At 34.1% G+C, this 26,676-nt stretch carries 24 protein-coding genes; 19 read left to right on the forward strand and 5 right to left on the reverse strand.

Annotation, left to right across the window (positions count from 1 at the left end; all coding sequences use genetic code 11):
• Positions 1-260: 260 nt before the first annotated feature.
• The 3 genes from P8K68_RS04825 to P8K68_RS04835 are packed head-to-tail and all read right to left on the reverse strand — an operon-like array spanning position 261 to position 3,382.
• On the reverse strand, positions 261-1,049 hold the full coding sequence (locus P8K68_RS04825) for a DUF1080 domain-containing protein (protein ID WP_300248529.1): 789 nt from the start codon (positions 1,047-1,049) through the stop codon (positions 261-263).
• Between the two features lie 15 nt (positions 1,050-1,064).
• Positions 1,065-1,670: a gluconate 2-dehydrogenase subunit 3 family protein gene (locus P8K68_RS04830; RefSeq protein ID WP_300248530.1), complete on the reverse strand. Its 606-nt coding sequence runs from the start codon at positions 1,668-1,670 to the stop codon at positions 1,065-1,067.
• A 2-nt stretch (positions 1,671-1,672) separates the two neighbouring features.
• On the reverse strand, positions 1,673-3,382 hold the full coding sequence (locus P8K68_RS04835) for a GMC family oxidoreductase (RefSeq protein ID WP_300248531.1): 1,710 nt from the start codon (positions 3,380-3,382) through the stop codon (positions 1,673-1,675).
• Between the two features lie 243 nt (positions 3,383-3,625).
• Between P8K68_RS04835 and P8K68_RS04840 the strand changes: the two genes are divergently transcribed.
• The 18 genes from P8K68_RS04840 (at position 3,626) to P8K68_RS04925 (ending at position 22,242) form a co-directional block, all read left to right on the forward strand.
• On the forward strand, positions 3,626-4,585 hold the full coding sequence (locus tag P8K68_RS04840) for a sugar phosphate isomerase/epimerase family protein (RefSeq protein WP_300248532.1): 960 nt from the start codon (positions 3,626-3,628) through the stop codon (positions 4,583-4,585).
• Positions 4,586-4,626: 41 nt separating this feature from the next.
• The gene (locus P8K68_RS04845; protein ID WP_300248533.1) at positions 4,627-5,790 is read left to right on the forward strand and encodes an MFS transporter; all 1,164 of its coding nucleotides are present in this window, start codon (positions 4,627-4,629) and stop codon (positions 5,788-5,790) included.
• A gap of 7 nt (positions 5,791-5,797) precedes the next feature.
• Positions 5,798-6,949, forward strand: coding sequence for a Gfo/Idh/MocA family oxidoreductase (locus P8K68_RS04850; protein WP_300248534.1), 1,152 nt, complete (start codon positions 5,798-5,800; stop codon positions 6,947-6,949).
• A 239-nt stretch (positions 6,950-7,188) separates the two neighbouring features.
• Positions 7,189-8,241: a sugar phosphate isomerase/epimerase gene (locus tag P8K68_RS04855; protein ID WP_300248535.1), complete on the forward strand. Its 1,053-nt coding sequence runs from the start codon at positions 7,189-7,191 to the stop codon at positions 8,239-8,241.
• Between the two features lie 11 nt (positions 8,242-8,252).
• Positions 8,253-9,047: a DUF1080 domain-containing protein gene (locus P8K68_RS04860; RefSeq protein ID WP_300248536.1), complete on the forward strand. Its 795-nt coding sequence runs from the start codon at positions 8,253-8,255 to the stop codon at positions 9,045-9,047.
• A 468-nt stretch (positions 9,048-9,515) separates the two neighbouring features.
• A complete protein-coding gene (locus P8K68_RS04865) occupies positions 9,516-10,133 on the forward strand; it encodes a GNAT family N-acetyltransferase (RefSeq protein WP_300248538.1) in 618 nt (205 codons plus the stop codon).
• Positions 10,134-10,199: 66 nt separating this feature from the next.
• On the forward strand, positions 10,200-11,375 hold the full coding sequence (locus P8K68_RS04870; RefSeq protein WP_300248539.1) for an argininosuccinate synthase domain-containing protein: 1,176 nt from the start codon (positions 10,200-10,202) through the stop codon (positions 11,373-11,375).
• A 60-nt stretch (positions 11,376-11,435) separates the two neighbouring features.
• Positions 11,436-12,419, forward strand: a complete 984-nt coding sequence (gene argC / locus P8K68_RS04875) for an N-acetyl-gamma-glutamyl-phosphate reductase (RefSeq protein WP_300248540.1) — start codon at positions 11,436-11,438, stop codon at positions 12,417-12,419.
• A 190-nt stretch (positions 12,420-12,609) separates the two neighbouring features.
• Positions 12,610-13,404: a pyrroline-5-carboxylate reductase gene (gene proC, locus P8K68_RS04880; RefSeq protein ID WP_300248541.1), complete on the forward strand. Its 795-nt coding sequence runs from the start codon at positions 12,610-12,612 to the stop codon at positions 13,402-13,404.
• Position 13,405: 1 nt separating this feature from the next.
• A complete protein-coding gene (locus tag P8K68_RS04885; RefSeq protein ID WP_300248543.1) occupies positions 13,406-14,554 on the forward strand; it encodes an aminotransferase class III-fold pyridoxal phosphate-dependent enzyme in 1,149 nt (382 codons plus the stop codon).
• 3 nt (positions 14,555-14,557) lie between these two features.
• Entirely contained in the window at positions 14,558-15,751 is a 1,194-nt protein-coding gene (locus tag P8K68_RS04890; RefSeq protein ID WP_300248545.1) for a glutamate-5-semialdehyde dehydrogenase, read from the forward strand.
• A 2-nt stretch (positions 15,752-15,753) separates the two neighbouring features.
• Positions 15,754-16,518, forward strand: a complete 765-nt coding sequence (gene proB, locus P8K68_RS04895; protein ID WP_300248547.1) for a glutamate 5-kinase — start codon at positions 15,754-15,756, stop codon at positions 16,516-16,518.
• A gap of 128 nt (positions 16,519-16,646) precedes the next feature.
• Complete coding sequence (locus P8K68_RS04900; RefSeq protein ID WP_300248549.1) at positions 16,647-17,000, forward strand: GNAT family N-acetyltransferase; 354 nt, start codon at positions 16,647-16,649, stop codon at positions 16,998-17,000.
• A 5-nt stretch (positions 17,001-17,005) separates the two neighbouring features.
• Positions 17,006-17,947: an N-acetylornithine carbamoyltransferase gene (locus tag P8K68_RS04905; protein ID WP_300248551.1), complete on the forward strand. Its 942-nt coding sequence runs from the start codon at positions 17,006-17,008 to the stop codon at positions 17,945-17,947.
• A gap of 90 nt (positions 17,948-18,037) precedes the next feature.
• Complete coding sequence (gene argB, locus P8K68_RS04910) at positions 18,038-18,817, forward strand: acetylglutamate kinase (RefSeq protein ID WP_300248553.1); 780 nt, start codon at positions 18,038-18,040, stop codon at positions 18,815-18,817.
• Complete coding sequence (locus P8K68_RS04915; RefSeq protein WP_300248555.1) at positions 18,818-19,891, forward strand: M20 family metallo-hydrolase; 1,074 nt, start codon at positions 18,818-18,820, stop codon at positions 19,889-19,891.
• A gap of 149 nt (positions 19,892-20,040) precedes the next feature.
• Complete coding sequence (gene argH, locus P8K68_RS04920; RefSeq protein WP_300248556.1) at positions 20,041-21,315, forward strand: argininosuccinate lyase; 1,275 nt, start codon at positions 20,041-20,043, stop codon at positions 21,313-21,315.
• Positions 21,316-21,333: 18 nt separating this feature from the next.
• Positions 21,334-22,242, forward strand: coding sequence for an alpha/beta hydrolase (locus tag P8K68_RS04925; RefSeq protein ID WP_300248557.1), 909 nt, complete (start codon positions 21,334-21,336; stop codon positions 22,240-22,242).
• Positions 22,243-22,572: 330 nt separating this feature from the next.
• Here the strand turns inward: P8K68_RS04925 and leuB are convergent, their stop codons facing one another.
• Complete coding sequence (gene leuB, locus P8K68_RS04930) at positions 22,573-23,691, reverse strand: 3-isopropylmalate dehydrogenase (RefSeq protein WP_300248558.1); 1,119 nt, start codon at positions 23,689-23,691, stop codon at positions 22,573-22,575.
• Entirely contained in the window at positions 23,692-24,867 is a 1,176-nt protein-coding gene (locus P8K68_RS04935; RefSeq protein ID WP_300248560.1) for a 2-isopropylmalate synthase, read from the reverse strand.
• Positions 24,868-25,009: 142 nt separating this feature from the next.
• Between P8K68_RS04935 and P8K68_RS04940 the strand changes: the two genes are divergently transcribed.
• On the forward strand, positions 25,010-26,569 hold the full coding sequence (locus P8K68_RS04940; protein WP_300248561.1) for a hypothetical protein: 1,560 nt from the start codon (positions 25,010-25,012) through the stop codon (positions 26,567-26,569).
• Positions 26,570-26,676: the final 107 nt, after the last annotated feature.

Consider the following 26,676-nt stretch of genomic DNA (forward strand, 5'->3'; position numbering starts at 1 on the left):
AAAAAAGTGAGTTTGGCGATATAGAAATCGCTTTGCTCTATTTTAACAACATTATTATTTACTATTAAAACAAAGAGCGTCAAAATAAAACCTAAATGACCAAAAATAAAAAGATCGCCTAAATTGTTTTTAGACGACCTCGTTTTTTTATTTGTCTAAAGCTAAATTGATTTAGCCTAGTAAATGTGTTAAATAGGTTGTGTTTGAATATGATGCATCAGCGTGTCCTTATGCTCTGAAAAATAGTGATAGCCGTTTATTTATTTCAATTCTAAAATTTCAATATTTTTGAATTCTACAGGATGACTTTCGCTCTGTAAAGCAATATAACCGCCTGTTAGAGGTTGCCCATCTTTAGCTTTCCATGCTTCTGAAAAATCAGTTAAATCACCACCTACTTGAGGTTTGGTATAAGTCAGAACAATGTCGTTATTTATTTTATGCGTTATTGTGTCGTTTTTTACAATCACCTCCGCAGTAACCCATTGCTCGCCATAAAATGTTTTTGAATTTGATTCTGTACAATGGTCGGTTTTTAAATGACCTTCCATGACTACATGAGTACCTGGGGTGCATAAGTTTCCAGTAGGGCGTTTTATAGTTTTATCAACTCCTCCTAAAAGTTGCACTTCAATACTAAGTGGGAAATTTTGATCTATACCTATGCTTTCTGGAGATTGGCAATGAATCATAATACCACTATTTCGCTCTGCCCAATCTGCACCTCCTGCAACCTGTTCGCCAGTAAAGAGGTACTGCATTCTAAATTTATAATTAGAAAATGGCGTTTTATAAAACAGATGCCCGAATGAATTATTAAAATTATCGTAGCCGTCATAGGCTACTTTTATAATACCGTTTTCTGCTCGAAACGTATTATCAGGATTTTCACCTAATGGATACCCCTTTATTTTTACAATCCAATCGTTTAAATTTTCACCGTTAAATAAGGGTTCCCAATTTTCTGCAACTTCAGTAGTTGTTTTTTCTTTACAGCTTACTGCTAATAAAAATGTGGTTATTAAAAATAATTTAAAAATATTTTTCATGTTTCTGATAGTTAATTAAATGGACCAAGCCTTACCGTTTGTAAGATTTTCTAAAGAAGTACATCCTATTTGTTCACCAGGAATAGGATCGTATGCTAAAACATGTTCTCCAACCTGTTCACTAGTTTTATAAGCCCAAACTGAAGTATTTCTAATATTCGTGAGTGTGTTAAAAATAATAGCATCTTCATGGTCTTCATTGTGTTTGTCGCCATAAAATTTCTGTTGTTCTTTGCTAGATCTTAAATATTTAGCGAGTAGAATATCATAATCTTCTTTTTTTATAACGGAGAGGTTATCATCAACAATATTTAGAGCCTTAAAAATAAGCTCTATTCCTTTTTTGAACTTAATTTTCTCTTCGTCTTCATAAACTTTAAAAACAAATAAATCTATAAATTCTGGAACGTTTACCTCTAAAGCTCCAGGCGAACTTTCAGTTTTAGGTAAAATTAAATCAACCAAATTTGTTAAAACAGTGCCTTCTGTGATAGATAAAAATTGCGGTGCCCAAATTTTGGGTTCTGTTTTACAACTATGAAGTAAACTTAGTATTGATGGCGCAGCAACTGTATATCCTAAGGTTAGTCCTAATCCTTTTAAAACGTCTCTTCTATTCATGATTACAAGCTTTTAAATTGTTTAGCGGCATGATTTGCCGCTCTTGCGGTAATTGCCATGTATGTTAAGGAGGGGTTTTGGCAACCTGAAGATGTCATACAAGCACCATCAGTAACATAAACATTAGTAACTGTATGAATTTGATTGTATTCGTTTAAAATGGATGTTTTTGGGTTCTTACCCATGCGAGCAGTTCCCATTTCATGAATTCCAATGCCAGGTGCGGCTAATTTATTGAAGGTTTTGATGTCTCTAAACCCTGCTTTTTCTAGCATTTCGCTAGCTTGTTGAATCATATCTTTACGCATAATTAGCTCATTTTCTTTCCACTCCGCATCAAAAGTTATGGTAGGTAAGCCCCAATCATCTAGTTTATCATAATCAAGTGTCATTTTGTTGTCATGATTTGGTAAACATTCCCCAAAACCTCCCAGTCCCATGCGCCATTCACCAGGTTCTAATATTTTCTCTTTGTATTCTGCACCATAAGCAAGTTCTGCAACATGTTCTGAAATAGCACCTCTTCCAGCGCCTCCTTGATATCCATAACCTCGCAAGAAATTTTTATTTGTAGTTTTTTCATTTCCTAAATTTCTAAATCTCGGAATATAAATTCCCGTTGGACGTCTTCCTTTGTAATATTTATCATTGAATCCGTCAAATTTTCCTGATGCACCAGCTCCTAAATGATGATCCATAATATTATGACCTAATTCTCCTGAATCATTGCCTAATCCATTTGGAAAACGATCTGATTTAGATTGAAGCAAAATAGATGCTGATGCCATAGATGATGCGCAACAAAAAATTATTTTAGCATTAAAAACAAACGTTTCTTTAGTTTCAGTATCAATAACTTTTACGCCAGTTGCTTTTTTTGAATCGGCATCATAAATAATTTCGTGTACTATAGAATTGGGTCTTAAGGTCATATTACCTGTAAGTTCTGCGGCAGGTAAGGTTGAAGAATTACTGCTAAAATACGCTCCGAATGGGCAGCCTCTTCTGCATCTGGCTCGGTATTGGCATTTGCTCCTTCCGTTATAAGCTTTAGAACTATTTATATGTGCAGTTCTTCCTATAGTAAGAAGTCTATCATCATAATTTTTAGAGAGTTGATTTTTTAAATGTTCCTCAACACAATTTAATTCCATGGGAGGTTCAAAAATACCATCAGGTAATTGAGGTAATCCTAGGTTCTCACCGCTAACTCCAATATAGCTTTCAACATAATCATACCAAGGGGCGAGATCTTTATAGCGAATTGGCCAATCTACACCATGACCATCTTTTTTGTTAGCTTCAAAATCTAAATCGCTCAATCTGTAGCTTTGTCTGCCCCATGTGATTGATCGACCTCCAACATGATAACCGCGCATCCAGTCAAAACGTTTTGTTTCGTTATAGGGGTGTTTTAAATCGTCTACAAACCAATGTTTACTTTCAAATTTTGTAGTATACCTAGTTCTACTTTGCTTTAACTGTCTTGCTTTATCTTCTTCAGTAATGTAGTTTCTTAATTCCATATCCCAAGGGTCAAGGTTTGCCGTTGGGTAATCAGTAATATGTTTTATCATACGACCACGTTCTAAAACCAGTGTTTTTAGGCCTTTTTCGCATAACTCTTTGGCAGCCCAACCCCCGGAAATACCGGTTCCAATTACTATAGCGTCATAAGAGTTCGGGGCGTTGCTTATTTCTTCTTTAGTCATTACAAAGTTTTTTCATTTTTAAATATTTGAAAATATGGTATTAAATTTAATTTAATATGGCAATTTTTTGTTATAAAAATAGAGAAATTAATAATTTAATTCATAATTATTAGAAAATTAACTAATTTGGCCAGTAAATTTTTTTTAGTATTTCATATCATAAAAACACCACGTTTTTAAAATGATATATTTTTTTCATATCACAATATTTTAATTATATATTCAATTTAATATTAGATATCCATGAAAAGACGACAATTCGTAAAAAGAACAACTCAGGCAAGTGTGGCTGTTTCGATGCTTGGTTTTGCAGCCTGTAAAAGTGATAAAAAAAACGACAAAGTAGAAAATGAGATAATAAATGATGAGACTTCTTTGTTTTTCAAAATGTCTTTGGCTGAGTGGTCGTTGCATCGTACTTTATTTGATAAGAAAATGGATCATTTAGACTTTGCTGCCAAATCTAGAAGCTTTGGTTTTGATGGTGTGGAATATGTTAATGGGTTTTTTAAGGATAAGGCCAAGGATATGTCTTACCTAAAAGAAATGAAATTAAGAGCAAATGCTGAAGGACAACAAAATGTACTAATTATGATTGATGGTGAAGGTGCTTTGGCAAATGTAGATATTAAAAAAAGAATGGAAGCGATTGAAAATCACTACAAGTGGGTTGAAGCTGCACATTTTTTAGGGTGTCACGCCATCCGTGTTAATTTAGCAGGTGGTATTGATAAAAAAGAAGCTGTTAAAGCAAGCGTAGATTCCTTAAATAAACTTTCTGAGTTTGCAAAAGGTTCAAATATCAATATATTGGTTGAAAATCATGGCGGGTTTTCTTCTAATGGCGAATGGATGCAAGAGGTGTTTTCAGAAGTGAAAAATGAAAATTGCGGCACACTGCCAGATTTTGGTAATTTTTGCATTACAAAAGATAAAGATAGAAATTGTATTGAAGCTTATGATAGATATAAGGGCATGCAAGAATTGTTGCCTTTCGCTAAAGCGGTAAGTGCAAAATCTTATGATTTTAATGAAGCTGGAGATGATACAAAAATCGATTACTATAAAATCATGAAAATGGTAAAGGACTCTGGCTATAAAGGTTTTGTTGGTGTAGAATATGAAGGCAACATTAAATCAGAAGAAGAAGGTATCCAATTAACCAGAGATTTATTGACGCGAGTGGGAAAACAACTCTCATGATTTTTTTAACGAATTAGCCTTAATATTTTAACATGGAAAACATGAACAAGAATAGACTCTTTTTGGCAAGTTGCCTTGCTTTAATCACCACAGCTATGACTTTTGCTATTCGAGCAAGGTTGGAAACCGTTTTTGGACCAGAAGGTATTGGCTTAACCTTAGAGCAAATTGGTTATGCGTTTACGCCTGCTTTTTTTGGGTTCACACTGGCAATGATTTTTGGTGGTCCTTTAGTGGATTTTCTGGGGATTAAAAAAATTACTTGGATAGCTTTTGTAACGCACGCCATTGGAATTATCTGGACTATAATGGCCGATTCTATGAGTGCTCTTTTTATCGCTACTTTATTTGTTGGAATTGGTAACGGTATGGTTGAAGCGGCATTAAACCCTATGATTGCATCCATGTACACAGAAGAAAAAACTAAAATGCTTAATAGGTTTCATGTATGGTTTCCTGGAGGTATTGTAATTGGTGCTATTGTAGGTTGGTTAGTGATGGATGTTATGGGGCAAAGTTGGCAGATTATGGTAGCCACATTGTTTATACCTTTAGTTATTTATGGCGTTTTGTTTTATGGTCAAAAATTTCCAGTTACAGAGCGTATTCAAATGGGCATTAGTAATAAAAAAATGTTTTCAAGTATAGGTAAACCGCTATTCTTGTTTGTGGCGTTTTGCATGTTTTTAACAGCAGCTTCAGAATTAGGAACTACACAACGCATCGAATCTCTTTTAAAAGAATCTGTTGCTGTTCCACTTTTGGTTTTGGCATTTATAAATGGGATTATGGCCTTGGGGCGATTATTTGCAGGTCCTGTAGTTCATAAACTCAAACCAGCTGGTATGTTGTTGTATTCAGCAATATTTACGTTTATAGGTTTATGGTTACTCACTGTAGCCAGTGGTGGAATGACTTTTGTTGCAGCAGCTGTTTTTGCCATTGGAGTTACGTTTTTCTGGCCAACCATGTTAGGTTTTGTGGCAGAATATTTACCTGAAACAGGAGCTTTAGGTTTGTCTATTATGGGAGGCGCTGGTATGTTTTCAGTGTCATTAGTACTACCGATTATGGGAAAATTAATGGATGAAGCTAATGCAGTAGAAGCTTTAAGAACCATGTCGATACTTCCAGCAATACTTATTGGTGCTTTTATCGGACTTAATATTTACATGAAAAAAAGAAGTAAAACAGAACAAGTATAATTAAAATATGTCAAGAAAATTAAGAATGGGAATGATTGGAGGTGGCACTGGTTCGTTCATTGGGGATGTTCACAGAAAGGCTTCTTCTATAGATGGGATGATAGAACTAGTTTGTGGCGCTTTTAGTAGTAGTGCAGAAAAATCAATAGCTTCAGGAAAAGCATTATTTCTTCCGGAAGACAGATGTTACGGTAGTTTTGAAGATATGATTTTAAAAGAAAAAGCACTTCCTGTAAGTGAGCGTATGGATTTTGTGGCTATTGTAACGCCGAATCATATGCATTTTCCGCCCGCAAAATTAGCTTTAGAAAGTGGGTTTCATGTAGTTTGTGATAAACCGATGACACTCACTTTAGATGAAGCTATCGCATTAGAAAAAATTGTTGCTAAAAGCGGAAAACTTTTTGCTTTAACCCATAATTATACGGGACATCCACTTGTAAAACAGGCGAAAGCTATGGTTGCTAAAGGCGATTTAGGTGAAATAAGAAAGATTCAAGTACAATATTTACAGGGTTGGTTATCTACCGCAGTTGAAAAAACAGGACAGAAACAAGCGTCTTGGAGAATGGACCCTAAGAAGTCAGGAATTGGTGGAGCTTTAGGCGATATTGGTACCCATGCTGAAAATTTAGTGGAGTACATTACAGGTTTAAAAATTGATGAATTAGCGGCAGATTTAGGTCGGTTTGGCGACGGTAGAATTCTTGATGATGATGGTAATTTATTACTCAGAATGGAAAATGGAGCAAAAGGCACGATGTCAATTTCTCAAATTGCTTTAGGTGAAGAAAATAATTTGGCTATTAAAGTTTATGGCGAAAAGGGCAGTTTAGAATGGCATCAAGAAAATCCAAATCAATTGATAACGCGTTGGTTGGAACAACCTGTGAAAGTTTTTACTCCAAATGGGAATGATTTATATGATGAAGCTTTGAATGTGTCGCGTATTCCAGCAGGACATCCTGAGGGGTATTTAGAAGCTTTTGCAACCATTTATAAAAATTTTGCAATACATCTTATGGCTGTTTTAGACGGGAAAACTATCGAAAAACCAGATTATCCAACAGTTAAAGATGGTGTTCGAGGTATGAAATTTATTTATGCTGCGGTTGAGAGTGATAAGCATAATGCAGCTTGGACAAAATTTAATGAGTAATTCAGACCTGTTAGGTTTTTGAAACCTGATAGGTCTTAATATAGAAAAGAAATCTAAAAGTTATAAAATGAATTTGGCGGATATGCCCGCGTTAGGGATTGAACGGCATGTTGGAGCTCCTCGCAGAGAGCGACTAGTGAAAGCCCGACCCTTCTGGGTAACGCCAAAAAAACAAATAATAATTGAGTTCTAGTTCTTCCCTTTTGGGGAGGTTAGGTGGGGCTTTTAGATATAGAAAGATGAAAACAATAAAAGGACCAGCGGTTTTTTTAGCTCAATTTGCAGGAAGTAAAGCGCCATTTAATAGTTTAGATGGCATGTGTAAATGGGCTGCGGATTTAGGTTATAAAGGCATACAAATTCCAACTTGGGAACCTAATTTGATAGCTATTGAAAAAGCTGCTGAAAGCCAAACGTATTGTGATGAGCTAAAAGGAAAAGTAAATTCGTATGGCTTAGAAATTACAGAATTATCAACACATTTACAAGGGCAATTGGTGGCTGTAAATCCTGCTTATGACGCTATGTTTGATGGTTTTGCACCAAAAGCGGTTAGAGCTAACCCGAAGGCAAGAACGGATTGGGCTATAGATTTCGTAAAAAAAGCGGGCACAGCGAGTGGAAGATTAGGTTTGAAATCGCACGCCACATTTTCAGGGGCATTATTATGGCATACCATGTATCCGTGGCCACAACGACCAAATGGTTTGGTAGAGTTAGGTTTTGAAGAATTAGCAAATAGATGGCTACCTATTTTAAATCATTTTGATGGGCATGGTGTTGATATTTGTTATGAATTGCATCCTGGGGAAGATTTGCATGATGGTGTAACATTCGAACGTTTTTTAGAAGTAACAAATAATCATACGCGTGCTAATATTCTTTATGACCCCAGTCATTTTGTACTTCAACAATTGGACTATTTAACATTTATAGATTACTATCATGAGCGCATTAAGGCGTTTCATGTAAAAGATGCTGAGTTTAATCCAACAGGAAAACAAGGTGTTTATGGCGGGTATTCTGATTGGAAAGGTCGCGCTGGACGGTTTCGTTCTCTAGGGGATGGACAGGTGGATTTTAAAGGTATTTTTTCAAAATTGACGACTTATGATTGCGATGTTTGGGCTGTTATGGAATGGGAATGTTGTATTAAATCTTCAGAACAAGGCGCAAAAGAAGGCGCACCATTTATAAAAAAGCACATTATTGAAGCTGCAAAGCGTAGTTTTGATGATTTTGCAGGCGGTGAAACAGACGAAGATTATTTAAAAAGTATTTTAGGTATATAGCATACATCCTAATGAAAAGTATTTTAATCCTATTAATAAGTCTATTACTTTTTAGGTGTAATAAAAAGCAATCCGAAGAAGTTATAAAAGAAGAGCAAAAAGAGTTAATTGAGCCAACAAAACCAGAAGAAACTGAGTTATACGAGCCCGTACCTCCTTCAGTTAGCCCAAAAGGTCAAAATGGAGTTCCTAGTGATGCTATGGTGTTGTTTGATGGTAGTAATTTAGATGAATGGGAGATGGCTTATGGAAATGACGAAGTTACTTGGATTTTGAATGACGATGATAAAAGTATGACGGTTCATAGAACTGATGGTGTTAAAAATGCAACAATTCAAACCAAAAAAGTATTTGGTTCTGTGCAACTTCATATGGAATGGAAATCTCCAGAGGAAATAAAGGGCGATGGACAACATAGAGGGAATAGTGGCGTATTTCTTCAAGGAACATACGAAGTACAAATTTTAGATAATAATGATAACGACACCTATGTAAATGGACAAGTAGGGGCTATTTACAAACAATCTGTTCCGTTGGCTAAAGCGTCAGTGCCAACCGGAGAATGGAATACTTACGATATTATTTACCATGCACCAGAGTTTAATGAGTTAGGTGAAAAAACAAAATCGGCAACTATAACGGTTCTTCATAATGGGGTTTTAATTCAAGATCATTTTGAAATAAAAGGGAGCACCGAATATATTGGTTGGCCAAATAATTCAGCACATGGAAAGGCGCCTATAAAACTTCAGGATCATGGTGATGCTGTAAGTTATAGAAATATTTGGGTTCGAGAGTTAGATTAAAAAAAATAGAATTAATAAATACACGATTCTAATCGTACTTTTATTTATCAAAACTTATAATTTTTAAATTTTTTAAAACAAAATATCAGAAAAAAAGAGATTTACATAATTTTTGTCAAAAACCATATCATTTTTAGGCGTTTATAAAATAAAGTCTTAGTTTTACAGCATGGAAAATTTAAAAAATAAAATACGTTATGTGTTTCGCAGGTTGCCCGCAAGCAATCCCCGTCGCCGCTTTTAATCTTCATTTAAAGCAAAAACCAGTACGTAATTTAATTTTTTCATAGTGTCCAATTTTTTTATCATAGCAGTTCAAAATAAAGTTAATTCATTAATTAACAATAATAGTATGTGCCGTATTTTTCCACGTCGCCCGTAAGGGTGTGTTCAAAACTTATTGAACTAGGTGAGTCCAGTTCAGCTATCGAAAACAGAAAATAATAGACATTCAATACAAAAAAGGAAATGAAGGTTGTAATAGCCGATAAATCACATATTAAATACGCAGAGGTAATCTGTGAAACTATTGCAGAGTCTGCAGCGGTAAGAGGAACCGGTATCGCTAAACGTACTCCAGAATATATTTCAACTAAAATGGAAAACGGTAATGCGGTTATTGCATTAGATGGCGATAAATTTGCAGGTTTCTGTTATATAGAAAAATGGGGTCATGGTAAGTATGTTGCTAACTCAGGATTGATTGTTCATCCCGATTATAGAGGGGTTGGGCTTGCAAAAAAAATTAAGCATAAAGTATTTCAGCACTCCAGAAAAAAATTTCCAGATGCTAAAGTATTTAGTATAACTACAGGTTTTGCGGTTATGAAAATGAATACAGATTTGGGTTATCGACCTGTTCCCTTTTCAGAATTAACAGACGACCCTACGTTTTGGGACGGTTGCCAAACTTGTAAAAACTATGATGTTTTAACGCGTACTAACAGAAAAATGTGTTTGTGTACAGGGATGCTTTACGATGCCAAAGCAAAAAATAATTCAGGAGCTAAAAAAATTAAGGATAAAGCGTTTAAGAGGTTAAAGCATATTAAAGAAACCATGTTTCTAAAAAAAGATAAAAAGTAGATTACCGCTTTTGCGGGAATAAAAAATAATTAGATTTCCACGAAGGTGGAAAAAAAACAACTAAAAATGGAAAAATTAGTAATAGCATACAGTGGCGGTTTAGATACTTCGTATTGTGCAGTTAGTTTATCAAAAGCATATGATGTTCATGCAGTAAGTGTGAACACGGGAGGATTTACTAAAGAAGAAATAAAACATATTGAAAGTAACGCCTATAAAATGGGTGTTTCAACGTACAAGAATATTGATGCGATCTCTACATTTTATCAAAAAGTAGTCAAGTATTTGATATTTGGAAACGTATTAAAAAACAATACGTATCCTTTATCCGTGAGTGCAGAACGTATTATACAAGCTATTGAGATTGTTGAATATGCTAAAAGCATAGATGCAGAATATATTGCACATGGTAGTACCGGAGCAGGTAACGATCAAGTACGTTTTGATATGATTTTTCAAACATTGGCGCCAAATATTAAAATTATTACACCAATTAGAGACCAAAAATTAACGAGACAAGAAGAAATAGATTATTTAAAATCTGAAGGCATTGATATGTCTTGGGAAAAATCAAAGTATTCTATAAATAAAGGGCTTTGGGGAACAAGTGTTGGAGGTGTTGAGACTTTAAATTCTGAAAAACCATTACCAAATGAAGCGTACCCATCACAATTAAAGCATGCCGAAGACGAAAAAGTGAAATTAACTTTTTTAGAAGGTGAATTGGTTGCCGTAAATGGTATAGAAAACGATCCGGAAATTAATATCGAGGTTTTAAATAATCTGGCATCGCCTTATGCTATTGGTAGAGATATTCATGTGGGTGATACCATTGTTGGGATTAAAGGGCGTGTTGGTTTTGAAGCTGCGGCGGCTTTAATTACTATTAAAGCACATCATTTGTTAGAAAAGCATAACTTGACTAAATGGCAATTACAACATAAAGAATATCTGTCTAGTTTTTACGGCATGCATTTACATGAAGGACAATATTTGGATCCTGTGATGCGAAACATTGAAGCATTTTTACAAAGTAGTCAAGAGATGGTTTCTGGTGATGTTACAGTAACTTTAAAACCGTATCACTTTTCACTGGATGGCATTGTTTCAAAACATGACTTAATGAGTGCTAAGTTTGGAAGTTATGGTGAAGAAAATAAAGCTTGGACTGCTGACGATGCTAAAGGGTTTATTAAAATTCTAGGAAATCAAAACAAAATTTACAGACAAGTAAATTCTTAAGATATGATTGAGGTCTGCGAGGTTTTTAAACCTTGTAGGTCTGTAAAAAGAAATGTCAAAATGAAAAAAATAAAAGCAGGAATTATTGGAGGTGCTGGCTATACGGCAGGTGAATTAATTAGATTATTAATTAATCATCCAGAAACTGAAATTGATTTTGTATTCAGTACAAGTAATGCTGGAAATAACATTAGTAAGGTGCACCAAGATTTAGTTGGGAGTTTAGACTTAAAGTTTACAGATACCGTTAACCCAAATGTTGATGTATTGTTTTTGTGTTTGGGTCATGGGAATTCGGTAAAGTTTTTATCTTCAAATACGTTTTCTGATAACACAAAAATTATTGATTTAGGAAATGATTTTAGATTGGAAGCTGATAAGGTTTTTAATGGAAAGACTTTTGTTTATGGTTTGCCTGAATTACAAAGAGAAGATATTAAGAGAGCAAAATATATTGCAAATCCAGGGTGTTTTGCTACAGCGATTCAGCTCGGGTTATTGCCTTTAGCAGATAAAGGTTTGTTGAATAATGATGTGCATATTAATGCCGTAACAGGAGCAACGGGAGCAGGAACATCGTTATCTGCAACCACCCATTATACTTGGAGAGATAATAATTTTTCGTATTATAAACCATTTACGCATCAGCATTTAGGAGAAATTAATCAGTCGGTAAATCAGTTACAAAATGATTTTTCGTCAGAGATTATTTTTATGCCTAACCGAGGTAATTTTTCGAGAGGTATATTTGCTACGATTTATACTGATTTTGAAGGCTCTGTTGAAGAAGCAAAAGCGATGTACAAAGCGTTTTATGCCACTGCTAAATTTACGTTTGTTTCTGATGATTTTTTACATATGAAACAGGTGGTGAATACCAATAAATGTTTGGTGCATTTACATAAGCATAATGGTAAGTTGTTGATTACGAGTGTTATTGATAATTTATTGAAAGGGGCTTCTGGTCAAGCAGTACAGAATATGAATTTAATGTTTGGTTTAGAAGAAACAAGAGGGATACAATTGAAGGCTACTTATTTTTAAGAAGCCCCACCTAACCTCCCCATAGAGGAGGAAACTATTGCGGAACGATACGTTGATGACGTTAGAACTAGGATAAGAGATTCTTCTAACATAGAGGTAATTAAAATGTATTAGTGAAAAAAATAATAACTTAAAATAAAAGTTCTTTTTTTCTCCCCTATGGGGAGGTTAGGAGGGGCGCATTATAATTATGAAAATAGCCATTATAGGTACCGGAAATTTAGGAAGTTCTATTGCTAAGGGATTGATTGGAAATAAATCGTTTACATCGTTGTATTTAAGTGATATTAACACAGGAAATGTTGACCAGTTTAGTGCTGTGGATGGTGTGGTGGTTACTAATGATAATGCGTTAGCTATTGCAGCATCAGATGTTGTGATTTTTGCGCTTCAGCCGAAGCATATTGATAAGGTTTTGGCAAATGTTGCTAATCAGATTACAAAAAAGCATGTGGTAATGTCGGTTGCTGCAGGTGTTGGGATTGCTAGAATTGAAGGCGTTATTGGCGATGATAAAATGATTATTCGTGTAATGCCTAATACTGCAATATCTATTGGAAAATCGATGACTTGTTTAGCGTCGAATGCTAATGCCAAGTCAAAAATGGATATGGCAAAAGGGATTTTTAATCAGTTGGGAACTACGATGGTGATTCCTGAAGATCAAATTCAAGCTGCTACCGTTATTTGCGCTAGTGGTATTGCGTTTTGGATGCGTTTAGTGCGTGCCACAACTCAAGGTGCAATTCAGTTAGGTTTTGAGTCTCATGAAGCTCATGAATTAGCCCTACAAACGTGTTATGGTGCGGCAAGTTTATTGATAGAATCGGGAAGACATCCTGAGGAAGAAATAGACCGTGTAACCACACCAAGTGGATGTACTATTGAAGGCTTAAATGAGATGGAACATCAAGGTTTAAGCTCTTCGCTTATTAAAGGGATTACTGCATCTTTTGAGAAAATTAATCAATTAAAGAAAAACTAATATGTCATTATTTAATGTTTATCCACTTTATGATGTAACACCAGTTTCAGGAAAAGATGTTTTTGTTTACGATGAAAAAGGAACTGAATATTTAGACCTTTATGGGGGGCATGCCGTAATTTCTATTGGACATGCGCACCCTAAATATGTAGAAGCTGTTACGAATCAGGTTTCAAAACTTGGTTTTTATTCTAATGCCGTACAGAATCCTTTGCAGGTTGAATTGGCTGATAAAATTGAAGCGCTCTCAGGTTGCAAAGACTACGAATTGTTTTTGTGTAATTCTGGGGCAGAGGCCAATGAAAATGCTTTGAAATTAGCCTCTTTTAAAACAGGTAAATCTAGAGTTATTGCTTTTAAAAACGGATTTCATGGAAGAACTTCGGCAGCAGTAGCAGCAACTGACAATACAAATATTATTGCTCCTATAAATGCACAACAGAAAGTAACTATTCTTGAGTTGAATGATATTTTAGGTGTTAAAGCCGAATTAGAAAAGGGTGATGTTTGTGCGGTAATTGTGGAATTTATTCAAGGTGTAGGTGGTTTAGATCAGGCGCATACTGAATTTTTTGAACAGGTTGATTTGCTTTGTAAAGCCAATAACACGATGTTTATTGCAGATGAGGTTCAGTCGGGTTACGGACGGTCGGGAAAATTCTTTGCGTTTCAATATTATCGTGTTACGCCAGATATCATTTCTATTGCAAAAGGTATGGGGAATGGTTTCCCTATTGGAGGTATTTTAATTCATCCAGATATTGAAGCCAAGTTTGGCATGCTAGGAACTACTTTTGGTGGAAATCATCTTGCTTGTGCAGCTGGTTTATCAGTTTTAAATGCGATTGAAGACCAAAGCTTAATGGATAATGTTAATACGATGTCTGCTTACTTTATAAAATTGGCGGAATCTATTCCCCAGGTAAAAAAGATTAAAGGACGCGGATTAATGTTAGGTTTAGAATTTGATTTTGAAGTTGGCAACCTTAGAAAAAAACTAATTTATAATCATCATATTTTTACTGGAGGTGCATCAAATAAAAAGGTATTGCGAATTTTGCCACCATTAACCGTTAGAAAAGAACATATTTCTATGTTTTTTGAAGCATTAATTGAAGCATTAGCTGAAGTTGAATTAACCGTTGAATAAACCATGAATACACTATTATCTATAGAAACAAGAAACGCGGTTTTACTTAAAATGGCTGTGCTTTTAGAGCGAGAGCGCCATGCGATTATCGCTATTAATATGAAAGATTTAGGCGCTTACAAAGGGGATGATATCTCTATGTTTGATCGTTTAAAAGTTGACGATGCTAAGGTAGATGAAATGATAAAATCTGTAACGCATTTAGCATCTCAAGAAGACCCAGTTGGTGTTGAGCGTTTCAGTTTTAAACATGAGAATGGTATGCAGGTTTATAATAAAACAGCATCATTTGGTACGGTTTTAATTATTTATGAATCTCGACCAGATGTTACGGTTGAAGCTGCTGGTATTGCCTTTAAATCAGGAAACAAAATTTTACTAAAAGGTGGTAAAGAATCTTTAAAATCAAATTTAAAGATTGTAGCATTATGGCACGAAGCTTTAAACGAATTTGGTGCTTCTACTGATTGGGTTGAGTATTTACAATTCAATAGAACCGAGACCCAAGCCTTTTTAGAAAAACCAACTCAAAAAGTAGACTTAATCGTTCCTCGTGGCGGAGAACGTTTAATTGCTTTTGTAAAAGAACATGCCACCTGTCCTGTGATTATTAGTGGTCGAGGAAACAATTTTGTGTATGTGCATGAAGAAGCTGATTTGAATATCGCTTTAGATGTGATTATGAATGGGAAATCAAAAATATCAGCTTGTAATGCAGTAGATAAGGTTTTGATAGATCAAAATCTACCTAATAAAAATGAATTTGTAAAAGCCTTAATTTCAAAATTAAAGGATTTTAAAATTGAAGTCTTAGGGGATGATGTAATTGCTGAAACTAATGCACTTGAACGTATTAAATCGGATGCTATTTGGTATGAAGAATTTTTAGATTATAAAATATTAATTGGAGAAATAGGTTCTAATCAAGATACTATTGCTATGATTAATAAATATTCTGGAGGGCATTCATCTGTTATTGTAACATCAAATGAAGTTGAAGCTAAATTATTTATGGAAAATGTTGATACTGCTGCAGTGTACCATAATGCATCTACGCGTTTTACAGATGGCGGACAATTAGGTTTAGGTGGCGAGTTAGCCATAAGTACAGATAAATTACACCAACGCGGTCCAATTGGTTTACAACATTTGGTAACAAATAAATGGTATGTTCATGGAAATGGACAAATACGATAAACATGCAAAAGAAGAAACGCATTTTACTTAAAATAGGTTCTAATACGCTAACCAAGGAAACCGATAATATCTCTAGAGGTAAAATTGAGGACATTGCAAGTCAGATAGCAAAGCTTAAAGATACGCATGAGTTTGTTATTGTAAGTTCTGGAGCTATTGCTGTGGCTAAACAATTTGTAAAATTGGAAAGTCAACGTAAAGAACTTTTTGTAAAACAAGCATTAGCGTCTATAGGTCAACCACATCTTATTCGAATCTATCAAGAGATTTTTAGAGAATATGGCCTACTAACATCACAATGCTTATTGTCGTATTCAGATTTTGAAAAAAAGGAAAGTAAAACCAATATTGTAAACACCATTAATGTATTGGTTAACAATAATTACATTCCAATAATTAATGAAAATGATACCGTTGCTACAGATGAAATTAAATTTGGGGATAACGATAAATTGGGTGCTTTAACAGCATCGCTATTAAAAGTAGATTTGTTTATAATAGCCACTAATACAAATGGTATCTATACCAAACAGTCTATTGAAAATAACACGCCCGAAACTATTAAGGAAGTGTCAGATTTTGAGGCATTAAAACAGCAAGTCGTTAACTCAAAATCATCGCACGGTAGTGGTGGTATGCAATCGAAAATAGAAGCCGCTTCAGTGACTAAAAAAGTAAATATAGAAACATGGATTGTAAACGGACTGGAAGATAATTTTATAGTAAACGCTATGGAAAATAAGGTGCCGTTTACTAAAATAAAATAACCTGCGAGGTTTTAAAAACCTTGTAGGTTTAGAAACAAATTGGATAAATTTGAATTAAAATATATTACCACTAAAAGCTCTTATTATAAAGAAGCAGTTGTAATTAGAGAAAAACTATTTTTCAGAATATGGATAATAGTTTAAATTTAATTAATGATGAATTTGAGTCTGAAGGGATTCATTTAGTGTGTTTAAATAAAGGTAAAGTTGTTGGTGTTGGACGTTTAAATATTGAAAACGAAACGAGCGTTATTTCTCAAATGGCCATAGAGAAGTCGTTGCAAACACATGGCATTGGAACAAAAATAGTAAAGGAATTAATAAGATATAGTAAGGAGAAGAACATAGCTAAAATTGAATTAAGTGCTAGAGAAACAGCTATAGCATTTTATGAGAAATTTGATTTTTTAGCCTTGGGAAATAAATATCCATCCAACAAAACAGGAATCATCCATCAAAAGATGGTATTGAAAATAGAATAGTAAAAATGAAACATTACACATCCATAAACGATATAGATAACATCAATGCTTGGATTGAAGAAGCAAAAGCTTTAAAAGCAAATCCGCTCAAGCATATTGAATTAGGTAAAAATAAAACCCTAGGTTTATTATTCTTTAATTCGAGTTTACGGACGCGATTAAGCACTCAAAAAGCAGCATTGAATTTAGGGATGAATCCGATTGTTATGAATGTATCTGGTGATGCTTGGGGCATTGAGTTTGGTGATGGGACAGTGATGAATGGAAATACCGCAGAACATATTAAAGAAGCTGCAGCAGTGGTTTCTCAGTATTGTGATATTATAGCTGTAAGAGCATTTCCAACACTTATTGATAAAGCTAAAGATGAAAGTGAACAGGTATTAAAATCATTTACAAAGTTTGCTTCGGTGCCTGTTATCAATATGGAAAGTGCAACAGGACATCCACTGCAAGGTTTAACAGATGCTATTACGATATCAGAACACGCAAAAGTTAAAAAGCCAAAAGTGGTTCTAAGTTGGGCGCCACATATTAAAGCATTACCACATGCCGTAGCTAATAGTTTTACTCAGGCGATGCAAAAAATGGATGTTGAATTCGTTATTGCTAACCCAGAAGGCTATAATTTGAATCCTGAAATTACTGGAGATACACCAATTTATCATAATCAATACGAAGCGTTTAAAGATGCCGATTTTGTATATACTAAAAACTGGAGTTCTTATGGTGATTATGGAAAAGTTGTAAATACAGACCCCAATTGGATGATAACTAAAAATAAAATAGGGGATGCTAAATTTATGCATTGCTTACCAGTAAGACGGAATGTAGTTGTTGAAGATGCAGTTTTAGACAGCGATAGTTCATTGGTTATTCAACAAGCAAATAACAGAACTTATGCCGCGCAATTGGTGCTTAAAAAGATATTAGAAAATATAAAGTAATACACAACGTGCGAGGTTTCCAAAACCTTGTAGGTTTAAAAGTAAAGACCTGTCAGGTTTTTAAAACCTGACAGGTCTGGTAAAAGCTAAATGAAAGAAAAATTATCCATAGTAAAAATAGGAGGAAACATCATTGAAGATGAAGTGTCTTTAATGGCTTTTCTAAAATTATTTTCTAATTTGGAAGGGAAGAAAATTTTGGTACATGGCGGCGGAAAACGAGCCACAAATATCGCTTCAAAATTAGGTATAGAATCGAAAATGATAAATGGTAGACGTATTACAGATGCTGAAACTTTGGAGGTGATTACTATGGTTTACGGTGGTTTGGTGAATAAAAATGTGGTTGCAAAATTACAAGCGTTAAAAACAGATGCCATAGGATTAACAGGTGCAGATGTAAATAGCATTAAATCTGATAAGCGCCCCGTAAAAGATATCGATTTTGGTTTTGTTGGTGATGTAAAAGAAGTAGCTTATCAGTCGATTGACAAATTAATTCAAGCGTATTTTACACCTGTTTTTTGTGCGATAACGCACGATGGAAACGGACAGTTGTTAAATACGAATGCAGATACCATAACATCGCAAGTAGCTGTTGGAATGAGTAATCTTTATGAAACATCAATTTATTATTGTTTTGAATTGAATGGGGTTTTAGAAGATATTAACGATAAAAACTCAGTAGTTAAGCATATTGATTCTAAGATTTATAAAGATTTATTAGAAAAAGGCATTATAGCAGATGGGATGCTTCCAAAACTAGAAAATTGTTTCGATGCTTTGAAAAATGGTGTTAATACTATAAATATGGGGAATACCTCCATGTTAACACAAGAAAATGATAATTTCACCAAAATAACCTTATAAATGGGACTAGAGAAATTAACAGATGATGCCATATCACTTTTAAAAAAGCTGATAGAAACACAATCCTTTTCTGCTGAAGAGGGTAAAACAGCATTGCATATTGAAGATTGGTTTAAAAGGTGTAAGGTCGATTTTAAACGTACAAAAAATAATGTTTGGGCTGTCAATAAGTATTTTGATGAAAGCAAACCAACGCTATTATTAAACTCCCATCATGATACGGTAAAACCAAATTCAGCATACACCAACGACCCATTTAAAGCTCATGTAGAAGATGGAAAATTATACGGTTTAGGCAGTAATGATGCAGGTGGTTGTTTAGTGTCCTTAATTGCAACGTTTACTCATTTTTATAATCATACAGATTTAAAATATAATTTGGTTATTGTCGCTTCCGCGGAAGAAGAAAATAGTGGTCCTGATGGATTAAACAGTATGCTACCAATAATTCCGAAAATAGATGTAGCTATTGTTGGCGAACCTACTTTAATGAATTTGGCTGTAGCCGAAAAAGGCTTAGTTGTTTTTGATGCTGTTATAGACGGTACACCAAGTCATGCAGCACATCCTAACGAGAATAATGCTATTTATAATAGTATTGGAGCATTACAATGGTTCGAAAACTTTAAGTTTGAAAAAGGCTCAAAAGCGTTGGGTGATGTGAAATTGACGGTGACTCAAATTAATGCAGGTTCGCAGCATAATGTGGTTCCTGGACATGTAGATTTAGTGATTGATGTTCGGGTGAATGATGCGTATAGTAATGCCGAAATTGCAGAAATTTTGCAAGAGAAAGCACCAGTAACTAAAATTACACCACGTAGTTTGCGATTAAATTCATCATCCATTCCTGTGGAACACGATTTGGTAAAAGCTGGAATTGCTATGGGAAGAACAACTTATGGGTCGCCAACATTATCAGACCAAGCCGTATTATCTTGTCCGAGTTTAAAATTAGGACCAGGAGATAGTACACGTTCGCATTCAGCTAATGAATTTATTTATGTGAATGAAATAGAAGAAGGCATACAAATTTATGTTGAGTTGTTAAATCGAGTAATAATTCCTGCGTAGGCAGGAATCTCTTTAAAATATAAGTTTTTTTCATTGAGGAAAACTGATAGTAGAAAGTAAATACACTGAATGTTTTAAACGCGTTAGTGTAATATAAATAAAAGTTTAATTAAAAATGAAAGCGGAGATTTCTGCTTTCGCAGAAATATATGAAACTCTGGGACAAAGGCATATCGATAGATAAAAAAATAGAACAATTTACTGTTGGAAACGACCGAGAAATTGATATTCATATAGCAAAGTATGATGTTATTGCATCAAAAGCGCATGCTAAAATGCTTCAAAAAATTGGGATTATAACTGTAGAAGAATTAGTCGATTTATTGAGCGGTCTAAAAACCTTAGAATTACAGATTGAAGATGGCACTTTTGTTATCGATGCTCAGTTTGAAGATGTACATTCTAAAATAGAATTTGAATTAACCAAGTCTTTAGGTGAAGTCGGAAAAAAAATCCACACTGCACGTTCAAGGAATGATCAAGTTTTAGTGGCTTGTAATTTGTATTACAAAGACCATTTAAAACTTATAAAAGATAAGACTAACACGCTTTTCGAAACGCTTTTAAGTTTAGCAGAAACCTATAAAGACAAAGTTTTACCGGGTTACACGCATTTGCAAGTTGCTATGCCATCATCATTCGGATTATGGTTTTCTGCTTATGCAGAACTCATGATTGATGATGTGTTTTTATTAGATGCTGCCATTAAAACTGTAGATCAAAACCCATTAGGTTCGGCTGCAGGTTACGGCAGCTCATTCCCAATAGATAGAGAATTAACCACTAAAGAGATGGGTTTTGCGACGCTAAAATACAATGTTGTTGCAGCACAAATGGGACGCGGTAAAAACGAGCGCACCATTGCAGCAGCATTAGGAGGTTTATGTAACACGTTATCTCGTTTTGCTATGGATGTGTGTTTGTATATGAGTCAGAATTTTGGTTTTATTTCTTTTCCTGATGAATTAACTACGGGCAGCAGCATTATGCCTCATAAAAAGAACCCAGATGTATTTGAATTGATTCGCGGAAAGTGTAACAAGATTCAAGCTTTACAATCTGAAATGATTCTAATAACCAATAATTTACCAAGTGGTTATCACAGAGATTTTCAGTTGCTAAAAGAAAATATGATTGCTGCTTTTGAAGAGTTAAAAGATATTCTAGATATTTTCAATTACTCGATTCAGCAAATCATTGTGAAAGATGTAGATGTTCACAGCGATTTGTATAAATATCTTTTTACTGTTGATAACATCAATACTTTGGTAGTTGAAGGTCAAAGTTTTAGAGAAGCTTACCAGAAAATTGGAGGACAAGTGCAAGATGGGACTTATGTTCCTGATACTTCAAAAAAGCATACGCATGCTGGGAGCATTCATAATTTGTGTTTGGATGAAATAAAGGCTAAATTTCCTAAATAATTTATATATGCTTTTAAAATGAAATGGTATTGTCTTTTATTTGGTTTGTTGTTTGCTTTTAATAATGGATTCGCTCAAAATCAGGTAGTTAATCTATGGGATGAGATTCCAAATAGCCAAGAAACTACTGAGGAAGAACATATTGAAATAGATGGTATTGTTAAAATATCTTTAGTAAAAACACCTACATTAGAGATTTTTTTACCGCCAAAACGTACTTCTATTGATAAATCTGTGATTATTTGTCCTGGTGGTGGATATCGTATATTATCTTATGATTGGGAAGGAACTGAAATTGCAAAATGGCTAAATAGTAAGGGTATAGCGGCTTTTGTTTTAAAGTCAAGATTACCATTGTCAAAGTCATTAATTGTACCTCATGAAGCACCACTGCAAGATGCTCAAAGAGCAGTACGATGGGTAAGACACCATGCCGAAAAATTAGGTTTAAACCCGAATAAAGTAGGTGTGATTGGCTTTTCAGCAGGAGGGCATTTGGCTTCTACATTAGGCATTCAATTTGATTCTCCAAATAATTTCAAGGAACAAACCATAGATTCCGTTTCTGCTCGACCAGATTTTATGGCGCTAATTTATCCTGTGGTTACTATGATGGATGATTATACGCATAAAGGTTCTCAAAGAAATTTGCTAGGTGAAAATCCTAGTAAGGTTTTAAAAACACAATATTCTAACGAGCTGCAAGTCACTCAAAATACACCACCTACATTTATTGTTCATTCTACGGATGATACGGTTGTGCCGGTTGAAAACAGCTTGAATTTGTATAAGGCTCTAAAAGACAAAGGTGTTAAAGCGGAAATGCATATTTACCCTCATGGTAGACATGGTTTTGGATTAGCTATTGGAAAAACGTATTTACAATCATGGACAGATAGGTTTGAAGACTGGTTGAAATCTTTGTAGAGCATTCCATCACAATTTTTTGGGTAAAATTAAAAGTAAGTTTGCCGAGTAAGAATTTATTTAACTTTGTTAAATGTAAGCTTAAGTCGTGTAACACTCGATAAAGTTTGTCTTGCCCTGAAATATGGCTACAGCGGAGAAACAGAGCGAGGACTTGTAATCCTTCGATTCCGCCCAAGATAAATTACTTGCCCGACCCTTTTCGGATAACGCCCAAATTAATAATCTATCTAAAATAAAAGCATTAAAAAAGCGCACTGGTTACAATGCGCTTTTAAGGACTTTCCACAAAATGTTTACTTTAATTTGTTTGTTGACTAACTCAAATAATTAAATAATTGTGGATTGCCCTAAATGTATATTGGTAAAGTTTAGATTTGTTTCGTCCGGATTTTGTATAAAATCTTCTATAAAATCGCCCACTTTTGTTGTGGTTATATTATCGTATTTGTTGTTTAAATCTGGCGTTGTAATATGCAGTTTAAGCGACTTGTCAACCCCTTCTCTAACTAAAGCTGCTTCTTCATAAAGTCCAAAATGATCTAACAACATAGCTGCCGCTAAAATTGAGGCAATAGGGCTTGCTATACCTTTATTGGCAGCTTTGGAATAAGCGCCATGTATAGGCTCAAACATAGCGTGTTTATCACCAATAGATGCTGATGCTAATAGACCAATAGAACCCACGATAACGCTAGCTTCTTCTGATAGGATATCGCCAAACATGTTTTCGGTTAAAATAACATCAAACTGTCGCGGATGAATAATAAGCTCCATAGCGGCATTGTCAATATACATATAATGCACTCTTACATTGGGATATTGTGGCGCTATTTCTTTTACAATGCGACGCCAAAGCCGGGAGCTTTCCAAAACATTGGCCTTATCTACTAAAGTTAATTTATGTTTTCTGGATTGAGCCGCTTTGAATGCTAAATGTGTAATACGCTCAATCTCAAAACGGTTATATTCGCAAACATCTGAAGCTGTATTGCCATCGTCGCTTAAGTAACGTTTTCCATAATAAATTCCGCCAGTTAATTCGCGATAAATAAGAATATTGGTGTCTTTTATTTGTTTTACTTTTAATGAGGATTTGCTTAGTAAATCTTCATAAGCGATTATTGGACGTATGTTTGTATATAAGCCTAGTTCTTTACGAATGCCTAATAAACCTTGCTCTGGGCGAATTTTAGCATCTGGATCTTCATCAAATTTGGTGTCTCCAATAGCCCCAAATAAAACAGCATCTGCTTTTTTACAAATACTAATGGTTTCTTCTGGTAACGGATTCCCCGTTTTATCTATAGCACTTGATCCAATCAGAGCTTTTTGAAATGTAAATATGTGGTTAAATTCCATAGCAACAGCTTTCAAAACCTTAACGGCTTGAGCGATAACTTCTGGACCTATACCATCGCCTGGTAATACGGCAATATTTAATTTCATTTAAGCAGAAATAATGTCGTTGTATACTTTACTATTTTCTATAATTTTATGGATATCATTATCATCAACTTCTTTTTTCTTATCGGCAAAATCTAGAAAATTTGTATAGATGACATCCAATTGAAGTTTTGTTAATTCGTATCCCACTTTTTTTGCTCTGTAAGCTAATGCTGCTCTTCCGCTTCTTGCTGTTAAAACAATAGCAGATTCGGTTACTCCAACTGCTTTAGGGTCTATTATTTCGTAAGTTTCACGATTTTTAATCACACCATCTTGGTGAATTCCAGAACTGTGCGCAAAAGCATTAGCACCTACAATAGCTTTGTTAGGCTGTGTGTAAATCCCCATACTATCAGAAACTAATTGGCTAATACCGTAAAGCATTTCCGTTTTAATATTGGTATCAAGATTTAAGTAAGGGTGTTGCTTTAAAATCATTACAACTTCTTCTAAAGCTGTATTTCCTGCGCGTTCTCCAATACCATTAACAGTACATTCAATTTGACGCGCACCATTGATAACGCCTTCAATAGAATTTGCAGTAGCTAACCCTAAATCGTTATGACAATGACAAGATAAAATAGCCTTTTCAATACCTTTTACGTTTTCTTTTAAGTATTTTATTTTTGCTCCATATTCACTTGGTAAACAATACCCTGTGGTATCTGGAATATTTAAAACTGTAGCTCCAGCTTTAATAACGGCTTCACAAACACGTGCTAAATATTCGTTATCTGTTCTACCGGCATCTTCGGCGTAAAACTCAACGTCTTCAACAAAAGATTTTGCATAACTTACGGCTTTTACAGCACGTTCAATAATAGCATCTTGTGTCGATTTAAATTTAAATTTTATATGAGATTCTGATGTTCCAATACCGGTATGGATTCTTGGTTTTTTAGCATATTTTAATGCTTCACCAGCTACTTTTATATCATTTTCTACAGATCGGGTTAAACCACAAACGGTAGCGTATTTTACAATTTTAGAAATTTCTTCAACTGATTTGAAATCTCCGGGGCTAGATACCGGAAAACCAGCTTCAATAATGTCAACTCCTAATAAATCAAGCTGTTCAGCTATAATTAATTTTTGGTCAGTATTTAACTTACAGCCAGGGACTTGTTCACCGTCTCTTAACGTTGTATCAAAAATTTGGACTTTATTATCAGACATTTATTAAAATATATTTTCGTATTCTTATACGAATGTATATTTTGGTTTATTAAATACCCAACTTTATATTTAATTTTTACGATGTTTAACTAGTTAAATATTGTTTTAAATAACTGAAAATCAGTTTTATATCACTGTTTTTATGACTATAACGAAAGAGCAAAAAGATAATTTATTTGTATTGATAAAATCGTTGTCTAAATCGGAAAAAAGGCAATTCAAACTTTATGTTGGTCGATTGGGTGTTAACGAAGACTCAAAATTCTTAATGCTTTTTAATATTCTGGACAAACTTTCGGTGTATGATGAAGCTGTTATTCTCAAAAAAGGCATTGTAAAAAAACAGCAACTTTCAAATTTAAAAGCACACCTCTACAAACAAATTTTAATTAGTTTAAGATTAAATCCATCACATCAAGATATCCGAATTCAAATCCGAGAACAGTTGGATTTTGCGACCATTTTATACCATAAAGGACTTTATAAACAAAGCTTAAAAATTTTAGATAAAGCTAAAAATTTAGCCATTTCAAATGAAGAAAAAAATGTGGCTTATGAAATTGTTGAGCTTGAAAAAATTATTGAATCTCAGTACATTACAAGAAGTTTGAGCAATAGGGCAGATGAGCTTTCTATTCAAGCCAAAGCACTTAGTTTACAAAATGTTTTAGCAAGTAAATTATCTAATTTGTCACTTCAATTATATGGTTTATTCTTAAAAATGGGTTACATAAAAAATGATGAAGATTATCAAATTATAACAAAGTATTTTAACGATAGACTTCCTAAATATGATATTAATAAACTTGCATTTAGAGAAAAACTCTGGCTTTATAAATCGTATTTATGGTATAGTTTTTTAACTGTCGATTTTTTGTCTTGTTATAAATATGCTTCAAAATGGGTTGATTTATTCTACGAAAATAAAGATATGATTGCTTTAAATCCTGTGTTTTTCCTTAGAGGAAATCACTATTTATTGGAGTCCTTGTTTTATCTCAGACAATACGAGAAATTTAAGTTTTCTTTATCTAGATTTGAAGCTATTACGAAAGAAAAATGGTTTCCTTTAGATGATAATATTGATGGATTGGCTTTTCTATATATTTACAACAATAAATTTAATTTACATTTTATAGAAGGTAGTTTTCAAGAAGGATTGCCTTTAATTGATGAGGTTTTAGAGCGTTTAGAGAATTATAAAAATCGAATAGACGAGCATCATATTATGGTGTTTTATTACAAAATAGCAAGTATGTATTTTGGTGCTGGCGATAACAAAAAATGCATCTATTATTTAGAAAAAATAATTAGCAATAAATCATTACAAATGCGCGAAGATTTGTTGTGTTTTTCAAGAATTTTAAACCTAGTTGCACACTACGAAGCCGGATTGGATTATAATTTAGATGTTTTAATTAAAAGTACTTATAAGTTTTTGATTAAAATGGAAGATTTATATGAAGTCCAGAAAGAGTTTATAAAATTTTTGCGGGGTTTAGGGGATATTTATCCACACGAAGTAAAAGGAGAATTCATAAAACTTCACAAGAAATTAAAGGAATTTGAAAACGATCCTTATCAAAGCCGTTCCTTTTTGTATTTAGATATTATCTCATGGTTAGAGTCTAAAATAGAGAATAAGCCAATCGGACTTATTATTAGAAATAAGTTCAAAAAAATAGATCAAAATATGTCATAACCTGTTTTTTGCCTCAACGCGAATCTTGCCAAAAACGAACCACTGGAATCCTTTTTGCATCCCTCTGCTTAAGCCGTTTTAAAGAATCGTTTCATATTGTATTTGTA

Source organism: Algibacter sp. (genome assembly GCF_029245835.1).
In the GTDB taxonomy this organism is placed as follows: domain Bacteria; phylum Bacteroidota; class Bacteroidia; order Flavobacteriales; family Flavobacteriaceae; genus Algibacter_B.